Here is a 19,121-nt window from a genome sequence, read left to right as displayed (position 1 = left end):
CCACGACGACCTCTCTGCTTCGAAAAAGAGGTCGATGGTAGTGAAGAAATCCTGCGTTGCTGCCTGCCCGGTTGGGTGGCCGGATGGCCGTGGAATCAGTGGCCGGATGCGCGTGGAATGGGTGGCCAGATCACCGTGGAATCGGTGGTCAGATGCTCATGGAATGGGTGGCCAGATGACCGTGGAATCCGCAGCAACAAGAACATCAAAGTTCTATCCTGCTTTCGTCATTGTAGATAGGTTGCTAAATCACCAACGACGACTTTCCCTTTAGGAACCCTGATGGATACGCAAACCCTCTACGTCATCGGCAACGGCTTCGATCTCCACCATGGCCTGCCTACCCAGTACAAACATTTCAAAGCCTTCCTGAGCATGGTCGATCGGCAGGTGTTTAACTGGGTAGATACCTATATTCCCGCGGATGAGGATTGGTCTGACTTAGAGCTTGCTCTGGCCGATCTGGACACCGAAAACGTCGTCTCCGACCTGACAGGTTTCCTTGCGTCATACGCCGACGAGGATTGGAGCGACGCGGGACATCATGATTTCCAGTACGAAGTTGACCGGGTCGCCACCGGTTTATCGAAAACGCTGCAATCACGATTCGGTGATTGGATCAGATCCATCGTAGTTCCTGACTGCAGTCCAACCATTCAGCTACTCGGTACGTTGGATAGGAACGCCCTGTACCTGACCTTCAACTACACCAGCACGCTGAACAAGCTCTATGACGTCCCGGCAGAGAATATCCTGCATATACATGGTGAGGGCACTGAGCCTGGCTCTGAACTGATTCTGGGCCATGCCTGGACTCCAGATGAGCGTACGTCGCTTCAGAAAGGCCTCGACGGGGAATCAGCAGACCATCGGGTAATGGAGGCGCTCGGCAGATTGGATGACTACTTCGAGCAGACCTTTAAGCCAAGCGAGCAGATCATCACGCTCAACGCGGGCTTTTTCTCCGACCTGAGGTCAGTCACTCACGTGACTGTGCTTGGCCACTCCCTTTCGGCGGTGGATAAAGCCTATTTCCTCGCGGTGGTGGAGGCGCTGGAGGGGCGACCTGTAATCTGGACAGTGGCTGTCAGATCGCATGATGAAGACCCTCACAAAATTCAGTGCCTGTGAATTGCTCGCACTACCCCAGGGGCTCGCCCAAAAGATGAGGGAATACAGCCGCACCCTGTGCGCTTCTGAAACGTTGTAGCTCAATTACATCTCCGCATGCATTAGCTTGAGCCTTCATGCTCTCGTGCAAAGACCTCAGGTTTTTCATAAACATCAGAGTCACCTTCTATGCAGTGAAAGCTTGGTCCAGTTACCACGGCACAGAGCTATCAGGGGGCTATTAAGTAAGGATGTTTGCTGCAGCTTTGCATCCCATCTGGTTCAGCAGAGCCTTAGCGTTGCTCAGCAACTGATGCCGAACATCTAGTCGTGGCATTGACCAAGCCTCGCTCAGCAGATTGGCGGTAATGTCGAAATCCCAGGGCATCACCGGACGCCCTTCCAACTGCGCGAAAGGCCCATCGCTTTCAGGAAGGACCCTATCCTTCGGAAGCTTCTTGGCTAGCGCCTTCCCAGCCGCGGAATTGAAAGCTGCGGGGCCAATGCTGAACCAGCAGCCTTGCCCAGCAGCGGCCTTGAGCTCTGAGGCCGTTCCGGTGAACCAGTGCAGCACCGGAATGCCGTGGTCAGGAAACTCTCCAAGTAAAGCCAGCACGTCTGGAACGGCCTGCCTCGAATGGATGCTGAGCGCACGTCCGCCCATATCGTGGCATCGCTTTACGGCAGTAGCGAAGATTTGCTTCTGCTTCAGGTAGCTGGCGGCAAACCGCTTGGAGCCATCCAAGCCGATTTCACCGACAGCAATGGCGTCGTCAATCAACTCTATGAGGAGATCCAACTCCTGGAAACGCTCACTGACGATTTCAGGATGAAGGCCTGGGCTGATCAGCATTGCTTCGTGGTGACCAAGCACCGCGCTCGTTGCCTGGAAAGCCTTCGGGCTCGTAGTTACTAGCCACGTGAATGCATTGCGACTCAGTGTCTCGGCATATACTTCCCTAGCTTTGGGGTAGAGATCTACGTGGCAATGAAAGTCGATCAAAGCAATTGGTCCTGAACAAGAACGGCTTCTAACTCAGCAAGCCCCTGCTGCAGGACTCGACGATAGTCTGGGCGTTCCTCAATCGATGCAAAGGCCAGTGCCCCACCCAAGAATCGATCCAGCCCTCTCTGCTTGGCATCAAGTACAGCCAGAGCCACTGCCATAGGGTCATCAGGGCCGCCCGACTTATCGCTGCCTACTACTGATGGAAAGCGATAGTTGGTGGCATCGGATCCGGGCCCCCACGCCAAGAACGCAGCTCGACGGATCAGGCAAGGCACACAACGACCACAGTGCTGACGATTATAAGTCCTGAAGCGCCCGCAGCTTGTGGAGTCTGAAGCCAATTCTTTCAACCTCTCCTGATCGAGGCAGCTCCGCATCATCTCGCCTTTGGTTTGGAAGCGGTAAGGCAATACCAGCTCCACAGATATCCCGAGCTCCTCAAGAACGCTCTGAAGCATGCCTATGAAGAGGGGATGAGTTGTGCGTGTACTCAGGCTCGAAACTCGGCCGGGTACCAATGGCGGATTGATGCAGATAACGCCGTTTTCAGGAATGTAGATCTGTGGCCTTGGCAGATTGATCTTCGTCGAGGCGAGCACGGCAAAAGCGTAGAAGGCCAAGGATCGAGCACGAGTCGAAGACTCCCGTGCGCCTTTGAAGCTGATGCCGTGGCTCCATTGATAATGCGAGCCAGCGCCTGCCAGCAATTCTGCATAGCGTCGCTGCCGTTCCGAATCCTTATGCGCAAGCTGGGAAACGAACAGAGGGCGTCTTTCTTCTGCGACTAAATTGATGCCGCCAATCAGGCTATCGAGCCCGCCTGATAGCAAAGACACGCAGTCGTTCTGAAGATGGGCACCATCTCCTTGGGGCGGCTCAACCCCTGCGTCATTGAAAATCAGGGTCCAGTAGTCGCCGGTCAGAATCTTGAGCATTTCCTCAAGACGATGCTTGAGAGGAACCCAACGTAGCGGCTCGCATAGCCCAACTGTGAGTTGAATCGTGCGGGTCCATCCATCTGCACTGGTGCTTCTGGGGCTGGCCAGGTCGGCACTGCAGACCGCGAGACAGAACTGGACGAAATCCCAAACTGCTGGCGATGGACGAAATCCTGCTCGCTTTAATGACCCATGCCAGCGGTTGGCAATTGCGCCGACGCCACCACGATTGGCTCCCTTGAAGTAGGAAAACACTCGCTCGTCTGCTTGCAGCTGCTGCGGGATCCTTTCCGCTTTGGAGCACATAACCTTGTTCATTCGGCAAACACCTGCAACGCGGAGTGAAGGACTGACTGAGCCAAACTCTTAGGGTCCGCATGCGAGGCTTGCTTCTCCTCCAGGACCACCCGCACCTCTGCCCAAACCCATTCCCTTATGTCGGCTCGGCGCTCTTGGATTAGTGAAGGATCATGCTTGAGTTTTTCGTAGGTCTGCCCGAGCTGCATATCGATGCGCTGACAGATTTGGTTAGCGATTGTCAGCCCAATCACTTCGGCAATTTGCGCGTCTGTCAGATCAAAAATATCTACGTCCGGATGATTCTCGTAGAGCTTGGCTAGCGCCTCAGTGCCGGCGTCACGCAGAGACTCTTCGTCAATGCTGCCGGAACCTGAGATGACCTCTTTCAGGACCTCAAGCGCCAAGTCAGAAGCGGAAAGATTGGCCGACCGGCAACGCGCTACCCAGTCCGTCACTCGCTGGTCGGTGCCCTCGCGAGCAGCTACCAGGAACTGGCCGAGAGCCCCAGCCCCTCTGGCTGTGCCACGCATGGTAGAAGCAGCGCGGCTTGCTCCTCCCATCCCTTTTGACACCATGCTCCGGGTCGCACCACGGAGATCGTCACGGTTGCCATTTCCGAGGTAAGAACCCAGTTGCGAGCGAGCAGGACCAAAACGACGATCCGGAGCGATAACGTTCTCGGTTGCCGCAGGTGCATCACCGGCAGGAGCTCCCCCGGCCCCATCCTGATCAGAGTCAGATTGGGGGCCACCACCGGAGCTGCTGGGTATCGCGCCATCTGGAGCAAGCCATTCTGGGTCAAATGGAGAGCCTGAACGGCCGCCACTACTGGATGTTGAAGTGCCCATCAGCTCTTCGCCCCTAGGTTCACAATCGCATTCTTAGTTTGCCTGGTCAGTTCGTTTAGATCCTTCCAGCGCTCCAGGACCTCGCGCGCCCAAGGTTGAGCACCTAAGGTAGGAATGATGCCGGGGCCGACTTGCTTTAGAGGCGCTTGGTCCAACAAGCTAGCCGCCTTTTTACCGAGTTCTGGAAAGACCTTGGAGCACTCGATGAGCATCACGATTTCTTCGTTGCGCCTCCAGGTACGCGTAGTGCTGCAGTTCTGCCACGCCTTGGTCATCGCCAGCGCAGTCTGATCAGGCCCGACCTTGTTCATAAGATCTGTGAGGGATTGATGCCCACTAGTTGCGGCCTTTAGAGCGTCACGGAGCTTTCTTGAGTCAGGCGTCATGTTGTCATCACCGAAGTCACGAGTGCCCGAGTCACGACTCAGGTGAAGCAGTGGACGTAGATCTTCGGTACCTAATGCAGGCGGCAACTGAAGCCACTGCCGGGTGAAGGGGTTGTCCTTGAAGGGCTCGGGCAAACCAGATTGGTTTGCGGCCGCACCCTCTGCCTCAGCAAGGATCTGCACTCGACCGTCATTGTCCGAGTGCACTTGACCGGCTAGCGCTTCTGCAAGTGACTCATCACAGCGCTCAAGAAGGTGCCATTTCGCCAATGCCGCAATATCGAGCTTGATCCCCTGCGGCTCAGAAAGGGCCTCGCGCAGATAAACCGTGTTTAGGAAGCGCTTCATAAGCCGGGGGTTGGCATTGACTGCTGACGAGCCATGGAGAAGTGAAGCCAACCCTCCTGCGAGGTTCATCAAGCCTCGAAGTGCCTCGTCTTTTCCGACCAAGTCGTAGAGAAACTCTTGGTTGATCGTCTCGCCTTTCCAACTGTTTCGCAGCCTCTCGGGAATGAGCTTGAGCGCGCTTTCGAATTGGTCGCGAGTGAAAGAACCGGCATTGGCCTCTCGCTCAAGCAGGAGCAGCACCAGATAGGCTTTGGCCTCATTCAGGCCGAGTCGCGGGACGTGGAGCGGGACCTGAATGAGCTTGTCAAAGTAGTTTGTAGCGACGTCGCTCGAGATTCCTGCTCCATCAAAATGGACTTTTACAGCTGCTTTGATGAAGTCGTTGTCAGCCGCAACGACGAATGCGCTACGGCGAAGGAACAGCAGCAGGCGAATGGACTCGAGCGTTGAAATTGCAGTTTGCGGAAGGCATCGATCCAAGTCATCGACGAAAATTACCAGGGTGATTTCAAGCTCCGCGAGGAGGCTTTCCAAGGTATCTCGGAAGGCTTGGATCTGCGCCGGCATCGAGAACGGTTCGCTCGACTTCAGCAAACCATCGGCCGCCGACGCGATCCCTTCAGAATCTACATCTACCTCACCTGGTTTTTCCTTCGAGGAGAAGAAACTTGTGATGTTATTGAAGGTTTTGCCAAGGGCACCGACTGGAATACCTGTCGTTAATGTCAGAGCGGCTTCACCGCTCAGCTGGGCAATTCTGAGGAGGTTGATGCGACGCCATAGCTCAGCGGCCTTATCCGCTATGGTCTCGTTCTCTTTAGCAAGTCGAACAATCTCATCGCCTACGATCTGAAGCAGAGCGCTGCGAGCAGACTCAAAATCTTGGTACAGCCATGGATTAAAAGTCAGGACTACGAAAGTATTGCCCGGCTTGTCGTCTTTATCAGGTGCAGCTTCGGAGTGGGCCTTCAGTCGAGCTGCAATCATCTTCACCAAGGACGACTTACCAGCTCCCCATCCGCCGGACACGCCAATGGAAATGGGCTCGCCATTAGCTCGCGTCAGCATGCTCGCGCATGCATCAGCCACTACGCCGAAATTCAGGTAATCAATCGCTGTCTCGTTGTCATGCCACATGGCAGAAAATCCGTTTTCAAGTTTCGAGGGATGCCGGCAATCGCTACGCTAGCCGGAGTAGTTGCAAATTGCCACCCTGAATTTTGGGGCGTTTCTGTCAGAGCTTGCAGTTAGCCTTTGGGCTATCTCGAAAGCCCTCCTCCACCAACCGAGCACAGTGGAAAAGGGGACTGATTTATTTTTCATATTTTCACGGCCTGACCACCCACTTTTGGCCAGCAGCGGGCACACCTGACAGGCGGTACGGGCCACTTGCCGCTCTTCGAACCGCCTCATCATCGCCTCGCGCACCTTGTCAGTGATTGGGCGACTCGGTGCCGAGCGCGAGTGATGTTAATCCACAATCTGTTCCACAGGGGTAACGACGGCCTTGTCCTGTATACACTCTTTCGGCTTTGTCTGATTACGTCGTGCTTGTCCGCGCTGTCGCTTAGCCTGCTGCTTCGCATGCAGCGCCTGAGCCGCCGTCACCATACCAACTGCCTGGCCGCTTAAGTCCAAGCGCGGCGCATTCTCCGTCATGCTCGCCCAGTATCGACTTCCTCTGCACCAGGCAGCGATGCCCTGCTTGAGCTGTTCGCTGGATATTCCGAGCAGCTCCAGGTGTTGCTCGGCATCCTTGAAAATGCCCTCCTTTAGCGGAGCCTTGGGGGCCGGATTGACCGGGAAGGCCAATGGAAAGTGCTTCTGCAATCGCCAGATCGCTTCCATCGCAGGATCTTGCTCGCTAGGCTTCGTCTGAAGAGAAGGCTTCCGCATACGCGGCTTCGTACTATCAGTCTTTACCTGCACTTTTTCGGCCCGCAGGCGGTCGCGTAGCTCAGCTAGTTGTTCAAAACCCATCGTTCAGTTCGCACCTTCATGGTTGACTCGTGGTGCAAGGTTATCCCATGCAGTCTTTTGACACAGCCTGGGTCGAAAGCGGACTGAATCCAAGGGTTGCTATCGGCCACCATGGGACACTAACGTTCGCGTTCCTCTGACCAGCCGCATCGGGATGGCGAAATTACGGCGTGGGTTGGAGGTTTTTTGCTCACTCACCCAAGGCAACGCGCTGGAGCCGAATCAGTAGCATCTAAAAAGGCATATCGGACTATTAGACGAGACTAAGATGGGCAAGATAATTGGTTACGCAGTGGAAAGTAGCTTAGAGGGAGGTTTTCTTGTGCATGCGTCACCGAGCGTCTGGGTCACATGCTTGGAAAGTAGGGTGCGCTATGAGACCGCAGCCCAAGCATGGGCCTCAGCGAAACGGCGTGGTAGCGCGCTTGCCTTTGCTATAGCGGTTATCGAGCACGACGATGGCTCATTGTCTTGGGAGCCTGTCCCTGATCCTTCAAAGGCCTCAGGTGGCGATTGGATCGTATGGTTTGAGTTGAAGCCTGGTACAAGACGTCTGTATGTCGTCAAGACCGGCAAGCGCATGGCAGCCTCAAATCAGCCAAGTGATGCCAAGGGCTACAAAACTAAGCTGTCTGCCGAAAAAGTCGCCGAGAAATTGTCCTCGGGTGGAACTCCGTCAGGGATCCAGCAGATCACTGCCGATATTGTCTCGATCAGGTAAAGTAATAAAGTCCGGCCGGCCGGGTCGATAACCGCCAGTCCCGGCGGGCTGCTTTTGGCCCAGGCTGTGTAAAAACTCCCGCGCATTTCTGCGGATCGCGTTGCTACGCGAATTCTGGAGAAGTTTTCGCATCGGGCTTGCGTGGAATTTACGAGAGATCGTCAGATTTGATCATTGATTGATCAGCTCTCGGCGCTCAAAGCGTTTTTACACAGTCTGGGCCGGTTGTAGCCTGTCGCGAGCGGCTGCTTTGGGGCGAGTCGGTGATTTGCCACGGCAATGCAAGCGAGGACTCCAGATCGACACTCACCTGAAAAAATTGCGGCGCACCGGACACTCGCGTCGCCCCTGAATATCGAGGTTAAAGATGCCGGCAGCCCAAGGGCTGCCGGCATGGACACATCGATCAGTTCGCAACAAGCTGCCGTGCCAAGGCCACCTCCACCGAGTCGCCGTCCTGATTGAGGACATCGAGCCCGGATTCGGGCACGTCTCCCGAGGTGCTCTGTGAGACCATGATCTTCCTGGCCATCAGCCTCAGGCAGGTCATCTGCGAGGTGCTCGCGTAGCCCAGGTAGATTACCTTGACCGGCTGCTTCTGACCGATGCGCCATGAGCGCCGCGCGGCCTGCTGCAACGAGTACACGTTATATCCCGACTGAAGGAACACGATGGTCGGGAACTCCAGCAAATCCAACCCGGTTTTCACCAGTTCGGGATTGGTGATGAGCACATCGATGCCACGGTCCAACTGCTCGGCAATCCAGTCCTCGCGGCGTGAGGCATCCACGCTTGCGCGCAGTACCGCCACCTTGAAGCCTTCCTGTTCGAGCAACAGCTTGAGCCTGGACGTGGTATCGCGGGTGCCGGTATAGACGCTGTAGACCAGGGTCTTGCGACCATCCGCCTTCTCCTTGTGGCAGATCTCGATCAGCTCGCGCTCCTTGGGCATCAGCTCCAGTTCGTTGAACTGGGAGGCGACGAACGCCAGCAGCTCGCGCGTGCGCGGATGCGTGACGGTCTCCGAGCGGAAGCACGTGTCCGGCCAGGCCAGCAGTACATTGAGCACCACGCCCAACAGCGTCGTATCGCGTTTCGCCAGGGCCTGTTTCAGCTCCTGGCTCAGCCGTGACGACAGGTTGCGGTACGCATTGGCCTGCTCGTCATCCATGGCGACCTCGCGGAACTCCTCTTCGTAGGGCGGCAGCACGTTGCCACCGATGTCCTTCAACTTGAGGAAGACGGTGAACGGCAGGATGCAGCGCAACACGCCCTTGGGGCCGAAGCCCGGCGCCTTGACCGTGCGCACCGAGACCTTGCGGCCCTTGGCCGTCTTGTGCGCCGTGCCCATGCTCTCGGAATAGATGTCCTTGAGCACGCCATGGTCGCGCATGAATGCCATTGCTGCCGACGTCATGCTGCCGCTCTTGGTCGGCCGGTAGCCGTCTTCGATCATCCGCCCAGGTAAGGCGCGGAATAGCAGGTAGAACAGATCGTCGCCGTAGCCGCCCATCAGCGTGCCGGTGAGCAGCAGCGTCTTGCGTGCTTTGGCTGCCAACACCCCCATGGCCTGGCCCTGTGCGGAGCCGCCGTTCTTGTACTCGTGCGCTTCGTCGGCGATGAGCAGATCGAACGTGCCCTGGGGAAGCTGCCGCTTGATGAACTCCGATGGCTGGTAACCACCTTCGCCAAAACCGAACTCCATCGACGACATCGCACGCTCCATGCGCTGGGCTTGCCGGTCCGAGAAGACCAGTTCGCCGTTGCCATCCATCAGGTTGATGAACTCGTGGATATTGTCCCCGAGCATCGAGGCGAGGAAGGCATCGCCGAACGTCTGCATCAGCTTCTGCGCGGTGACCTCGCCAATGGTGGGAATACGTTTCAGCGCTTTGAGCACGGCAGAGGACTGGTCGCTGGCGGACAGCCTTCTGGGGCGAATCAGCGTCCACAACGGGGCGACGCACTGACTGCACTTGCGGCGGTATTCCTCGGCTTCGAGTTCGATCGGATTGATTGGCTCGCTGTCGAGGTCGGTGATGACCTGGCCGCAGTCAGGGCATGCGCCTACGTCGCCGTGGCGCGTGCGATGCTGGGTGAAGACCGGCTTCCAGTGAAAGCCCATCCTCATCCGCACTCGGCCTAGGACGAAGAACTCCTGACCCTGTGGCGATACGCCCAACTGCTCGCGCAGCTTCAGCAGTTTGACCAGCGTGTCCGGGCCGTTGAGCACCCAGACCTTGGCACCGGCCACTGTCTCCTGAATCTCTCGACGCCACTTGTACACCAGGTGTGGCGGGGAGAGCACCAGAGTACGGCGGTAGCCTTCGGCGTTGAGCACGGCGGCGGTGGCAATGCCTACCGTCGTCTTGCCGCAACCCATCTCGCCGTTGACGATGGCCGCGCGTTCGCCGCGGTCGATCAACAGCTCAGCGACGGCGTGGACCACATCGGCTTGCGCCGCGAACAACTGCCGCTTGAGGCCGGCGACGACGATCTGTCGATGCGCCCGCGCCTGGCCAGCGTAGACCGGTGGGTTGGCGCGGTTGAGAGAGTCGAGCAGCTCGTCGCCGAACTCGGACACGAAGTCCTGCAGGCTGAGCGTATGAGGGGCGTCCGCCGCATCGAGCAGGTCGCCCTGCACGGCAGTATCGGGAAGGGTTTCAAGATCGAGGGACATGGTGATGCTCCAAGGAAAATGGGGCATGCACCCGCCCAGGGGCGGTGACATGCCCCGGGGGAGGAGAAAAACGCTAACGGCCGAGTCAGTGCTCGGACGCCAGCGCGATATGGGTTGCGCTGCGGTCTGCCTCGGTGACGATGCAGAGGCTCAATTCACGGCGAACCACGTAGGCCGATTCGAGCCGAGCAGCCGATTGCAGGGCGGCGTTGTTCGCTTGCCACTGCGCATCGCTGACGTCGCCCCAATCGCCACGGGTGTGGCGCTGGAAGTACGGCAGGGGATCGAGACGGCCTTCTCGCATGAGACGGTCGATGCCGGGACTGAAGATCAATGTGCCTATCGTGAACAGCAGGGGCGCTGGTGGATGTGCCATGGGGTATGTGCTCCTTGGATAGAATGCTCAGGACACGGCCCCGTCGGGAGCCATGTCCCGATTGGGTGGATAAAGACCATTGCCTGCCGTCAGATCAGATCGCTGTTCTGGGCAGTTGAACGAGGTGTGTGCCAGCGGCCAGGCCGCTGGCGCAGACGCGAAACGAAGGCGTTGCGCCTTCTGTGGAATGGAACACTGGGACGCCGAGGCGCCGAATGGGATCAGTGGATGGTGATGATGCGGCCCAGCGTGGCCGAGTCGGGGGACAGGTCCCAGGCACGGATAACCGGCACGAACTTGTCAGTGAGGATGCGCGTCTCGGCGATGGAGCCGTCGTCGCGCTCGCGGTATTCCGTGCTGGTGCTTTTCTGCTTGTGGGTATCGCCTTTGACGGCCAGGATGCGGCCACTCTTGGATTGCACGACACCAGAGATCGCGCCAGCCGCGAGGGCCAACGCCAGGTGCCAGTGGGACAAGGCTCGCGCCGGGGCACGCAAGGACTGCTGCGCGGCACCGAGATGTGTCTCGAACGACGGCCATAGGCCCTGCAGGCGCTGCACTTCCTCGGCGAACTGCGCCGGCTCCATGCTGATGCGATAGAAGTGCTCGGGCTCGGCCGCTGCAGCGGGGACGATGTAGGGGAGCAGCGGCCACTCGGCTGGAAGCTCTTGCACATCGAGTTCGCCATGCCCGATCTGCAGCAGCCGGGTGCGGATGGATTTCACCTCGTCGCCGAACAGCTCGCGCTGACGGATACGGCGGCCGAACACCACGACCTGCTTGAACTGCGTGTCCACCGCTCGGTGGATGCGCAGGTCGGTGAAGTGCCGGGTGAGCCAGCCGACCAGCTCCGGGTCGAGTACGTAGGACGGCACGATGAAGACCAGAATGCCGCCGTACTGCAGCAGCGGCAGCGTCTTCTGATAGAACAGCTTCTCCAGCCTGGCGCGGCCTCTGCCGTCGTAGCCGATAGTGCCGTTGGCATCCTTCGACAAGTCACCATAGGGCGGGTTGAGCCACAGCAGGCCGAAGCTCTGCCGGGTGATCAACGCATCCATCAAATCACCTTGGATGCAGTGATCGACCAGCTGCCGTGCATGGTTTGCGCGTTCCAGGTCGTACTCCACCGCATAGGCGGTGGTCTGATCACGCCCGAGGGCGTGCGCGGCTTCTGCAATGGCGACGCCTTCGCCGGCGCAAGGATCGAGAATGCACATAGGCCCATCGCTGGGCATCAGTGCGTTGAGCGCTCGTTCGAGGGTGGCTTCGTCGGTCGGGTAGTAGCCGTTCTTGGCGAAATTCCGTGCGAGCCTGGGGAGCATGAGGGCCATGGGAGTCTCCTGATTGGCGGGGATGAAGGGGGCGAACACGCGGGGCGCACGCATTCGCGCAGGTGCATCAAGCCACGGCTTGCAGCGGCAGATCGGTGATTACCGGCTGCTGTGGCGGGTAGGCGGTGAGTACGCCGCGACGGATCAGTTTGCCCAGCGCTTCGGTCAGCGCTGGAACGTCCAACTGCAGGCGTAATCCGCGCAGTGGCCCGAGAGCCACCGGCAGATCCTGGAGCATGTTGTGATCGCGCAGCAGCGTCAGCACAGGGGCTTGCCAGTGCTCCAGCAACGGCAGCGGACAAGTGTCCCTGACCAGTTGCCACAGGCGTGACGTCGGATCGCTTACCGAGCGCGGCAGCAGCGCCAGTGCGCTGGCCGTGCTCTTGTCGGGGCGTAGGCAGCGTCGGTCGAATAGCCAGAGATTGACCATCGAGCCGAACAGCGTGCGGCGATAGGCGCGAGTCAGGCGTTTTTCCAAACGCTCGACCGTACCGATGAAGACGGGGACGCTGCCCCCTTGCTCGGTGATGAGGTGGAACGAGTCCAGCCCATCCTCGTCGCGGCTCAAGGTCAGCCGGGCCAGGAACTGCTGAATAGCGGTATCCCGCGCCCAGACCGAGATGAAGATCATGTTTCCCTGTTCGTCACGGATGCAGGCGTCGGCCATCAGGTCGGCGCACTCGTCGACGCGATACAGCGTGGCAGGCGATGAAGGGGCAGGCATGGTGATGTCCTCGATGAAGTGAGGGGCAACACCGGCCGCAGGGGCAGGCGTTGCCCCGTGGGGTGGATGATGAAACTGGTTCTGAGTCCAGGTTGTGAGGGGTGACGCAAAGCCCTGATGCTATGTGGCGAAGGTCACGCGGCCTGCTGGTCAGGCTGCCGGTTCCATTGCTGCGACTTGAAGTCGAGCCCGTAGCCCAGTACACCCAGGCGCGCGATTTGTACACGCAGCGTGCGGCGGTCGATGGTCGAGTCCAGTTTCACCGACTCGCCCAGCGGCCACAGCAGGCCGAACAAGGCGGCATCGTCGCTGTCGGGACTGCTGGAGGCAGCGGCCGCAGCGGCGGGTGCATCCACGCCGAAGGGCCTGGTATCGATCAGTGGGTCCGTCGATGCCCGTACGGGAACGGACTCTGGTTCTGGCGGTGCCGCCGGTGTCAGCGAATGCGCGGCCAGTTCTTCGTCCAGTGGATCGACTTCCTGGGTGGCGAAGGCATGGGCCTCGGCCTTGCTCAGTTTGTCGATGCCCGAGAGCGTCATTCCGTCCAGACTGGCACGGATCTCGAAGCGCATGCCGTCACAGGTGGGATAAGCCTTGGAGTCGATGTAGCGAATGATGAACTCCCCGTCGTACTTGCCTTCGGGGTACTGCTCCAGCTCCGCGTCCTTGACGGCAAACTTGCCAATGGGCGTGACCAGGCGGCCGACGTTGAACGGCCCGTTGCGGCCGTGGATGGTGCGCAGCGTGAGCTGGCCGGGCACGACGATGGATGATGCAGGTAGCTGCTGGGCGGCTGAAGCGGCCATGGCGGATCTCCTTGCGATGAGGGTGAGGATGCGGGGCATCCATTGAATGAGAGAAACAGCGGACCACGCCCGCCAGGGGCGGAGTCCGCGTGGCCTCAGGCCTTCAGCTGTTGCATGCCTTCGGCGAGCATCCACAGTGCGCGGTTGAGCCGCACGTTCTGATCGATGCCCTGGACCGGTCGGGTACTCTGGCGACGGCCACGGGTGTTGCGTCCATTCAAACCGCCTTTGACGAGGTTCTCCTGAATGCGATTGAAGGTGGACCACAGGTCGCTGCCGCGGTCATCGACGCGGCGGGGCATCAGCACCTGCGCCTCGGTGATCGGCACCACCTGGTTGGGCGTGTCGTACTTGAGCGCCAGTGCAGAGCGGGCCAAGACTTCCTGCTCGCCCTGATCCAGGGTGATGAGGCGCATCGCGTCGCGCGACTCCTGCACCTGCTCGAAGCCATGCAGGACCTCGTAGGCACCTTCGATCACGTGCTCGGCGACATTGCCTTTGTGATGCACGCGGACATCGGCGAGGGTGTTACCGCAGACCAAGCCGTTGTGGCAGACGAACCTGAACATGCCGGCGAGCATCTGGTAACTGCTGGTGCCGTCGTGCGAGTTGAGGAGGATGATTTCATTCGCTTCGTTGCCATTGATCTGGCTGGCGTGGCGAAGGCGGATCATGTGCTTGGTGAATTCGCGGCGGTCCTCGTGGCGCACGCGGGTCTGGCACACCATGAAAGGTTGGAAACCTTCCCCGCGCAGCTCGGCAAGTACCGACGCGGTGGGGATGTAGCTGTATCGCTCGGACCGGCTTTCATGCGGGGTGTCCGCAAAAATCGACGGTGCCACTGCGCGAATCTGCTCATCGGACAGCGGATGATCAGCGCGCAGTAACGGCGAGCGGGGAGCGAAACGAGAGGCGAGTTGCATGGTCGTTCTCCTTGAGGATGGCAGCAATCGCATGTGCGGCTCGAAGGCCGGCAGCTGTGATTGCATGGGATGAAGACAGCCCCGACGGGTGGGGCGATGACGGGAGGTGGAGCGTATGCCACCGACACCGAGGTGCCGGGACATGGAGGCGAGGGAGGAAGGGCAGGGCCTGGGATAGGCCCTGCGGGTCAGAACGAAGCCACCCGCGCGGGCTCCTCGACAGGGGCCTGAGTAGGGGCGGTGAGTTGTGGACCACCGGTGTCGTCCTCGGCGTGAACCGTCTCATCGGACGCGGGAGCGTCTTCGTGAGCGGGCGCTGCGGATTCCAGCGGATAGACCTGTACACCATCGACTTTGATCAGGCCGATGCGCATCAGCTTTGACTTCAGGCTGCCGCCCACTTCACCGGCGTGCTCGCCTTTGCTGCGGACATAGGCCTCGGTCTTCATGTCGTTGAGCGTGAAGGCCAGCAGCACCTTCTTCTTCGCTTCAACGGCCTGAATGCAGCGCTGCACCAGGTGCTGGGCGCTGTCGTCGGCGACGGTGGTCTCGATATAGCGATACTCAGGATCGTCGACCGGGCCGGCCAGGGCTGTGATGGAACAGGACAGAAATGGATCACCGCCGTTCGGGATCATCCTGGGATTGTTCAAGTAGCCGATACCGCGGGTCAGCAGCTCGTGATACTCGATTTCGTCCAGGGCACTGCGTTCCAGCAACTCGGCCTTGAGTAGCCGGGCCTTCATGCTGGCTGCCGGATCGCCCGAGGGCCGACGAAATGGATCGACCCACAGGTCGCCGAGACGAAAGCGAACCAGCGGCCGTTGCTGGGGATCATCGATGCCGATGTAGGGCTGGACGAGTTGCTTGGCTTCGGCGCCGGAAACTCGCACGTCGAAGTAGCGCCGGGTTGGGTTTTGTGCAGGCCCGACGAGCGCTGCCACGGTGCATGCGAGAAAGGAAGTGGCTTTGCGGCCACCCTTTACCGGTACTTCGCGGACACGCTGGATGTAGCCGATGCCCGAGGTATGGATGTCGAAGTACGACTTCGGGCTGGAAGTAGTGCTGGTCATGGTGAATCTCCTGACTTGGGAACAAGAACACGGAGACACACCGACCCAGAGCGGGGAGGTGCGTAACCCCGCGGTGGGTTGAGGAACATCTGCATCCACCACCGGAAATCCGGTAGTCGTTCGCGCGAGGGATGCGGTGCGAACGGGGTCGGTCACACGGCGGAAACCGTGGGCAGCCTTGAAGACCGAAGCTGCCTGGCATGTCGCTGACGACGTCAGCGGAACATGGGGTTAGCCTGGCGCTACGCGAATCCCTCGGCCAGGGGGAATAGGCAATGGCGGGTGATCGCATTCGTCGATCGCTGCAATGGCAGGAGATGGGCTCGTCGGCGGAATCGAACAGATCACTTTGGCTGGCGGCAAAGCGCGCCAGGCTTGCATAGCTGGGGCAGTCGGCGCGGAACCGGGCACCGCTGGGCTTACTGGCGAGGTTCAGCGCCTCCATGCGCGCCCACCAGTCGGCCGCCTCTGGTCTGGCCTTGATCAGCGCCAGGCGCTGATCAAGGGGCTTGAGGAAATCCAGGTCGCAGTTGCCTTCGAGCGTGCGGCCGTTGACGATCAGCAGCTCCAGGTCGAAGGGTTGGGCCTGCCAGAGGGCGGTCACGTCGCATACGGTGACGCCGGCGTCGACCAGCGGCAGGCACATGAGTTCGTTGGCAGACTCCGTGGAATGGCCGCGAGCCCGAATCTTGGCGACGCGGCGCTGTTCGTCGGCGCGGGTGCCGATGAACTGGTCCCACTCGGTCCAGCCGAACTCGCGCCCGAACTTGTGCATTGGCCGGATCTTCAGGCTGGTGGTGCAGCCGCGGGCCACCGGGTTCGGCAGGTACTGGCGCTTGCGGATCAGCGCCTAGAGCGGTTCCCCTCACGGCTGGCTGTGTCGAAATCAACCACTGTGAAGCCGGCTTCCGTGATCCGGTATTCCAGCCAGTGGATGGGCACCTGCCAGCGTTCGGCGCAGTCGCGCACGAAGCACAAGGTGGTCTCTACTTCCTTGCCGGTGTTGGCGAAACAGACCATGGTGTCCGTGGGTAATCCGTTGTTGGTCTGCAGCACGCACCAGAGCATGTAGGCACGGTGCGGCCGCCGTTGAACCTGATGCAGGTGGGGTGGTCGATCTTGAACGGGTCGCGCATGCGGACGTCTCCTAGGGCAGGCCGGCGTCAGCCAGCGAAGGGGGCTGGTGCGGCCTGGAGACGGCGCGTGCACGATCGTGGGGCGGTGCGAACAGAAGAAGCCCCCGCGAACGGGGGCTGTGGTAGGAGAGGGTCAGTTGCCGCCTGACGTCGTCGGTACTGGCTTGATGGACAGGTGGGTGGCGGTAGCGTACAGCTCCAGGTCGTCCTCGCTGCTCAGGATACGGGTGAACACCGTGGATTTTGGGTCGAAATGCTCGCCGAAGTCATCGCCGCCAAGCTCGGCGAGGGCCAACTCCCACCAGTCATCGAATAGATCGATATCTGGATTGCAGCCAACCGCGTAGGCGATCAGTGCCTGACGTCCATCGGGCCGGCGTTCGCCGCGCTCGGCAAGGAAGTACACGCCCTGGTCTTTGGCCAGGACCACGCGGCACTGGTTGGCAACCGCTTCGGCAAGCACGGGGCGCAGGTCCGCACCTTTGAATCGTAGAGACATGATGTGATCTCCTGATTTACGGATGAGGGGCTTCTCGCCGCAAGGGCGAGAAGCGGTACGGTCAGTGCAGGGTGGGCTTGCTTCCAGACAGGCACTGCACGCGGATGCGCCGCCAACTACCGTCGTCGATCAATTGCTCCAGCGTTTCGCCGAGCGAGTCGAAGAACACTTTGTCGATGCGTTCGACGAGTTCTCCATCGCGGTTCAGCTCGATCACATAAAGGTCATCGGCGCGGTCGTACAGCAGGGTGACCTGCCCTTGGAACTTCTCCGTGGCAACGGTGAAGCTGATCGTCGGCGGTGTCTTGATGATGTCCTCGGGTAGCGGATCGATAACGGAAAAGTCCCGTGCACCGGCATCCACCAGCAAGTGGGTGACGCGGCGAAAACCATCGGGAGCAGGCAGTTGTTCGAGCTGGTTGATGAGTTCCTGCAGCTCCGGGCAGCGCGGCTGTGGGATCGGCAGTTTGGCGGGTGCTGAACCGAGGACATGCGTCTGCAGGGTGAAGGGCGTGCCGTCAGCAGCGTACTCAGTGAGTTCTTCCGGCGTGTCCGCGCGCAGACCGTCGAAACGGCGTCGGGCATACGGCTGGACCTGCACCTTGGCACCCTCAACAGGCACTTCGGTCACCAGCGCGCGATCGAGCACGGCGAATTCGGCCCGACCGATCTTGACGACGATGGCGTCGCCGGTGTCGGCGATCACCTTGCCCTCGAACGGTTTGGGGTCGATGTGGAAGCCCCACGTCGAGACCTTGGGTTGTCCGTCGAAGATTTTGAACTTGAAGGTGCGGACATTGCGGGGTACATGACCGGCGACCAGAACGGGCATTTGTGCGCGGATGGCTTGGGTATCCATTGGAGACTCCTTGATGAAAAAGGGACTCCCGCCCGCAAGGGAGGATGTCCCTCGTGGGTTGGGTGGATGGCGCGACATGCGCTGGAGTAACAAAGCAACCAGTGCGATGAACCGCACCGCAGTCTCGAAGGTCTCGACTGCCTGGGCATGCTGCTGGTAACACCAGCGAACATGCATGGAGGATGACGGGCAGAAGGTATGACTGGGCTAAGCAAAGCGCATTCGATCATGCCCGCTTAGTCCCCGTTGTCCTGCTGTAGGGCTCGTGAGTTGGTGGCGTTTACGAACCTTATCCGCCGGCTATAGGGCGTGACATGTATAGCGGGGCGACTATCCTCAGTCTGGTATCTGGGAAAACGCTCTGCCTCAACAGGGAGGTGCTTCATGCGCAGTAGAGTCATGCTTGCCTTAGTCCTGGGGTTTGCTCAGGCGCATGTCCAGGCCCAGCAACTAGGGCCGGCCTCGGTCCGTGACAGCTACGGTTTAGTTAGCTTGCCTAGCGAGCTGCGAGAGAGACAGATTGACTTAACCCTGGCCAACCACACCGTCGTGTCAGGCGAGACCCTTGAGTCGATCTTGTTGTCCCAAGGGGTGGTAGCGACGCCACGGGCGTTGGGGTTGGTATTGGAAGCCAACCCCGATCTGGAAAACGTCAATCAGATACTGGCTGGTACCGAACTCCTCGTTCGTAAGCGTCCAGCCGCCCCACCTTTACTCGGGTTGAGGCGCCGAGGGGTAATAGCTCATCGATCCGGCTGTTGGGCCAGGTGGGTAGTTTTTCCAGCGTATCCTTGAGCCAGGCGGCGGGTTCGATGCCATTCAGTTTGGCGGTGGCCAGCAGGCTCTGGATGGCGGCGGCACGGCGGCCGGCGCGCTCCGAACCGGTGAACATCCAGTTTTTCTTACCCACCGCGATCGGCCGGATGACGTTCTCGACCGGGTTGTTGTGTACGCCCTGACAAGGCGTATGAGTTCAGTGGGTGCGAATCCCACCCGGCCACTGTCGCTCCGGCCGGAAGCACTTCGGAGCAGTTCAGGAGGCAACGAATGGGCTGAAGTATCTGAAGAAAAGGC

The 19,121-nt window shown here is 59.7% G+C and carries 16 protein-coding genes and 2 pseudogenes; 2 read left to right on the top strand and 16 right to left on the bottom strand.

From position 1 onward, the window contains the following. Nucleotides 1-282: 282 nt before the first annotated feature. Nucleotides 283-1,131, top strand: a complete 849-nt coding sequence (locus AC19YY_RS30495) for a bacteriophage abortive infection AbiH family protein (protein ID WP_500605297.1) — start codon at nucleotides 283-285, stop codon at nucleotides 1,129-1,131. A 220-nt stretch (nucleotides 1,132-1,351) separates the two neighbouring features. Here the strand turns inward: AC19YY_RS30495 and qatD are convergent, their stop codons facing one another. From qatD to AC19YY_RS30470, 5 genes are all read right to left on the bottom strand, one after another. Further along, nucleotides 1,352-2,113 carry a Qat anti-phage system TatD family nuclease QatD gene (gene qatD, locus AC19YY_RS30490; RefSeq protein WP_500605296.1) on the bottom strand — a complete coding sequence of 254 codons (762 nt, stop codon included), beginning with the start codon at nucleotides 2,111-2,113 and terminating at the stop codon, nucleotides 1,352-1,354. Then, nucleotides 2,110-3,375, bottom strand: coding sequence for a Qat anti-phage system QueC-like protein QatC (qatC, locus tag AC19YY_RS30485; protein ID WP_500605295.1), 1,266 nt, complete (start codon nucleotides 3,373-3,375; stop codon nucleotides 2,110-2,112). Before qatC ends, qatD begins: the two co-directional genes overlap by 4 nt. Then, nucleotides 3,372-3,917, bottom strand: coding sequence for a Qat anti-phage system associated protein QatB (locus AC19YY_RS30480; protein WP_500605298.1), 546 nt, complete (start codon nucleotides 3,915-3,917; stop codon nucleotides 3,372-3,374). Before AC19YY_RS30480 ends, qatC begins: the two co-directional genes overlap by 4 nt. A 287-nt stretch (nucleotides 3,918-4,204) precedes the next feature. Next, nucleotides 4,205-6,076 (bottom strand): KAP family P-loop NTPase fold protein, encoded by a 1,872-nt coding sequence (locus tag AC19YY_RS30475; protein WP_500605294.1) that lies wholly within the window; start codon nucleotides 6,074-6,076, stop codon nucleotides 4,205-4,207. 333 nt (nucleotides 6,077-6,409) lie between these two features. Then, on the bottom strand, nucleotides 6,410-6,919 hold the full coding sequence (locus AC19YY_RS30470) for a ProQ/FinO family protein (protein ID WP_500605293.1): 510 nt from the start codon (nucleotides 6,917-6,919) through the stop codon (nucleotides 6,410-6,412). 268 nt (nucleotides 6,920-7,187) lie between these two features. Between AC19YY_RS30470 and AC19YY_RS30465 the strand changes: the two genes are divergently transcribed. Next, nucleotides 7,188-7,640, top strand: a complete 453-nt coding sequence (locus AC19YY_RS30465; protein WP_500605292.1) for a hypothetical protein — start codon at nucleotides 7,188-7,190, stop codon at nucleotides 7,638-7,640. A gap of 406 nt (nucleotides 7,641-8,046) precedes the next feature. Here the strand turns inward: AC19YY_RS30465 and AC19YY_RS30460 are convergent, their stop codons facing one another. The 11 genes and pseudogenes from AC19YY_RS30460 to AC19YY_RS30410 all read right to left on the bottom strand — a co-directional run. After that, a complete protein-coding gene (locus AC19YY_RS30460) occupies nucleotides 8,047-10,320 on the bottom strand; it encodes a helicase-related protein (protein ID WP_500605291.1) in 2,274 nt (757 codons plus the stop codon). 85 nt (nucleotides 10,321-10,405) lie between these two features. Further along, nucleotides 10,406-10,696, bottom strand: coding sequence for a hypothetical protein (locus AC19YY_RS30455; protein WP_500605290.1), 291 nt, complete (start codon nucleotides 10,694-10,696; stop codon nucleotides 10,406-10,408). Nucleotides 10,697-10,917: 221 nt separating this feature from the next. Continuing rightward, nucleotides 10,918-12,027, bottom strand: coding sequence for a DUF6094 domain-containing protein (locus AC19YY_RS30450; RefSeq protein ID WP_500605289.1), 1,110 nt, complete (start codon nucleotides 12,025-12,027; stop codon nucleotides 10,918-10,920). A 67-nt stretch (nucleotides 12,028-12,094) separates the two neighbouring features. Beyond that, nucleotides 12,095-12,751 (bottom strand): hypothetical protein, encoded by a 657-nt coding sequence (locus tag AC19YY_RS30445; protein WP_500605288.1) that lies wholly within the window; start codon nucleotides 12,749-12,751, stop codon nucleotides 12,095-12,097. A 134-nt stretch (nucleotides 12,752-12,885) separates the two neighbouring features. Next, entirely contained in the window at nucleotides 12,886-13,557 is a 672-nt protein-coding gene (locus AC19YY_RS30440) for a DUF3275 family protein (RefSeq protein WP_500605287.1), read from the bottom strand. Nucleotides 13,558-13,652: 95 nt separating this feature from the next. After that, nucleotides 13,653-14,480 (bottom strand): DUF932 domain-containing protein, encoded by an 828-nt coding sequence (locus AC19YY_RS30435; RefSeq protein WP_500605286.1) that lies wholly within the window; start codon nucleotides 14,478-14,480, stop codon nucleotides 13,653-13,655. A 188-nt stretch (nucleotides 14,481-14,668) separates the two neighbouring features. After that, nucleotides 14,669-15,553, bottom strand: a complete 885-nt coding sequence (locus AC19YY_RS30430; RefSeq protein ID WP_500605285.1) for a DUF3577 domain-containing protein — start codon at nucleotides 15,551-15,553, stop codon at nucleotides 14,669-14,671. 298 nt (nucleotides 15,554-15,851) lie between these two features. Then, nucleotides 15,852-16,689 (bottom strand): annotated as a pseudogene (locus AC19YY_RS30425) (adenine nucleotide alpha hydrolase family protein); the annotation flags it as partial. Nucleotides 16,690-16,822: 133 nt separating this feature from the next. Next, entirely contained in the window at nucleotides 16,823-17,188 is a 366-nt protein-coding gene (locus AC19YY_RS30420; RefSeq protein WP_308752352.1) for a DUF3085 domain-containing protein, read from the bottom strand. 61 nt (nucleotides 17,189-17,249) lie between these two features. Next, complete coding sequence (locus AC19YY_RS30415; RefSeq protein ID WP_308752350.1) at nucleotides 17,250-18,047, bottom strand: hypothetical protein; 798 nt, start codon at nucleotides 18,045-18,047, stop codon at nucleotides 17,250-17,252. Between the two features lie 652 nt (nucleotides 18,048-18,699). After that, a pseudogene (locus AC19YY_RS30410) lies at nucleotides 18,700-18,999 on the bottom strand (transposase domain-containing protein); the annotation flags it as partial. Nucleotides 19,000-19,121: the final 122 nt, after the last annotated feature.

It is taken from the genome of Pseudomonas sp. MF09156 (assembly GCF_059862305.1).
This window is presented reverse-complemented; position numbering and strand designations above follow the sequence as displayed.

Bases quoted from the DNA above. Each gene is read 5' to 3' on its own strand.
- qatC (WP_500605295.1), bottom strand. From the start codon at position 3,375: ATGAACAAGGTTATGTGCTCCAAAGCGGAAAGGATCCCGCAGCAGCTG.
- AC19YY_RS30460 (WP_500605291.1), bottom strand. From the start codon at position 10,320: ATGTCCCTCGATCTTGAAACCCTTCCCGATACTGCCGTGCAGGGCGAC.
- AC19YY_RS30435 (WP_500605286.1), bottom strand. From the start codon at position 14,480: ATGCAACTCGCCTCTCGTTTCGCTCCCCGCTCGCCGTTACTGCGCGCT.
- AC19YY_RS30415 (WP_308752350.1), bottom strand. From the start codon at position 18,047: ATGGATACCCAAGCCATCCGCGCACAAATGCCCGTTCTGGTCGCCGGT.
- AC19YY_RS30455 (WP_500605290.1), bottom strand. From the start codon at position 10,696: ATGGCACATCCACCAGCGCCCCTGCTGTTCACGATAGGCACATTGATC.
- AC19YY_RS30430 (WP_500605285.1), bottom strand. From the start codon at position 15,553: ATGACCAGCACTACTTCCAGCCCGAAGTCGTACTTCGACATCCATACC.
- AC19YY_RS30450 (WP_500605289.1), bottom strand. From the start codon at position 12,027: ATGGCCCTCATGCTCCCCAGGCTCGCACGGAATTTCGCCAAGAACGGC.
- AC19YY_RS30495 (WP_500605297.1), top strand. From the start codon at position 283: ATGGATACGCAAACCCTCTACGTCATCGGCAACGGCTTCGATCTCCAC.
- AC19YY_RS30475 (WP_500605294.1), bottom strand. From the start codon at position 6,076: ATGTGGCATGACAACGAGACAGCGATTGATTACCTGAATTTCGGCGTA.
- AC19YY_RS30470 (WP_500605293.1), bottom strand. From the start codon at position 6,919: ATGGGTTTTGAACAACTAGCTGAGCTACGCGACCGCCTGCGGGCCGAA.
- AC19YY_RS30480 (WP_500605298.1), bottom strand. From the start codon at position 3,917: ATGGGAGGAGCAAGCCGCGCTGCTTCTACCATGCGTGGCACAGCCAGA.
- AC19YY_RS30440 (WP_500605287.1), bottom strand. From the start codon at position 13,557: ATGGCCGCTTCAGCCGCCCAGCAGCTACCTGCATCATCCATCGTCGTG.
- AC19YY_RS30445 (WP_500605288.1), bottom strand. From the start codon at position 12,751: ATGCCTGCCCCTTCATCGCCTGCCACGCTGTATCGCGTCGACGAGTGC.
- AC19YY_RS30420 (WP_308752352.1), bottom strand. From the start codon at position 17,188: ATGTCTCTACGATTCAAAGGTGCGGACCTGCGCCCCGTGCTTGCCGAA.
- AC19YY_RS30465 (WP_500605292.1), top strand. From the start codon at position 7,188: ATGGGCAAGATAATTGGTTACGCAGTGGAAAGTAGCTTAGAGGGAGGT.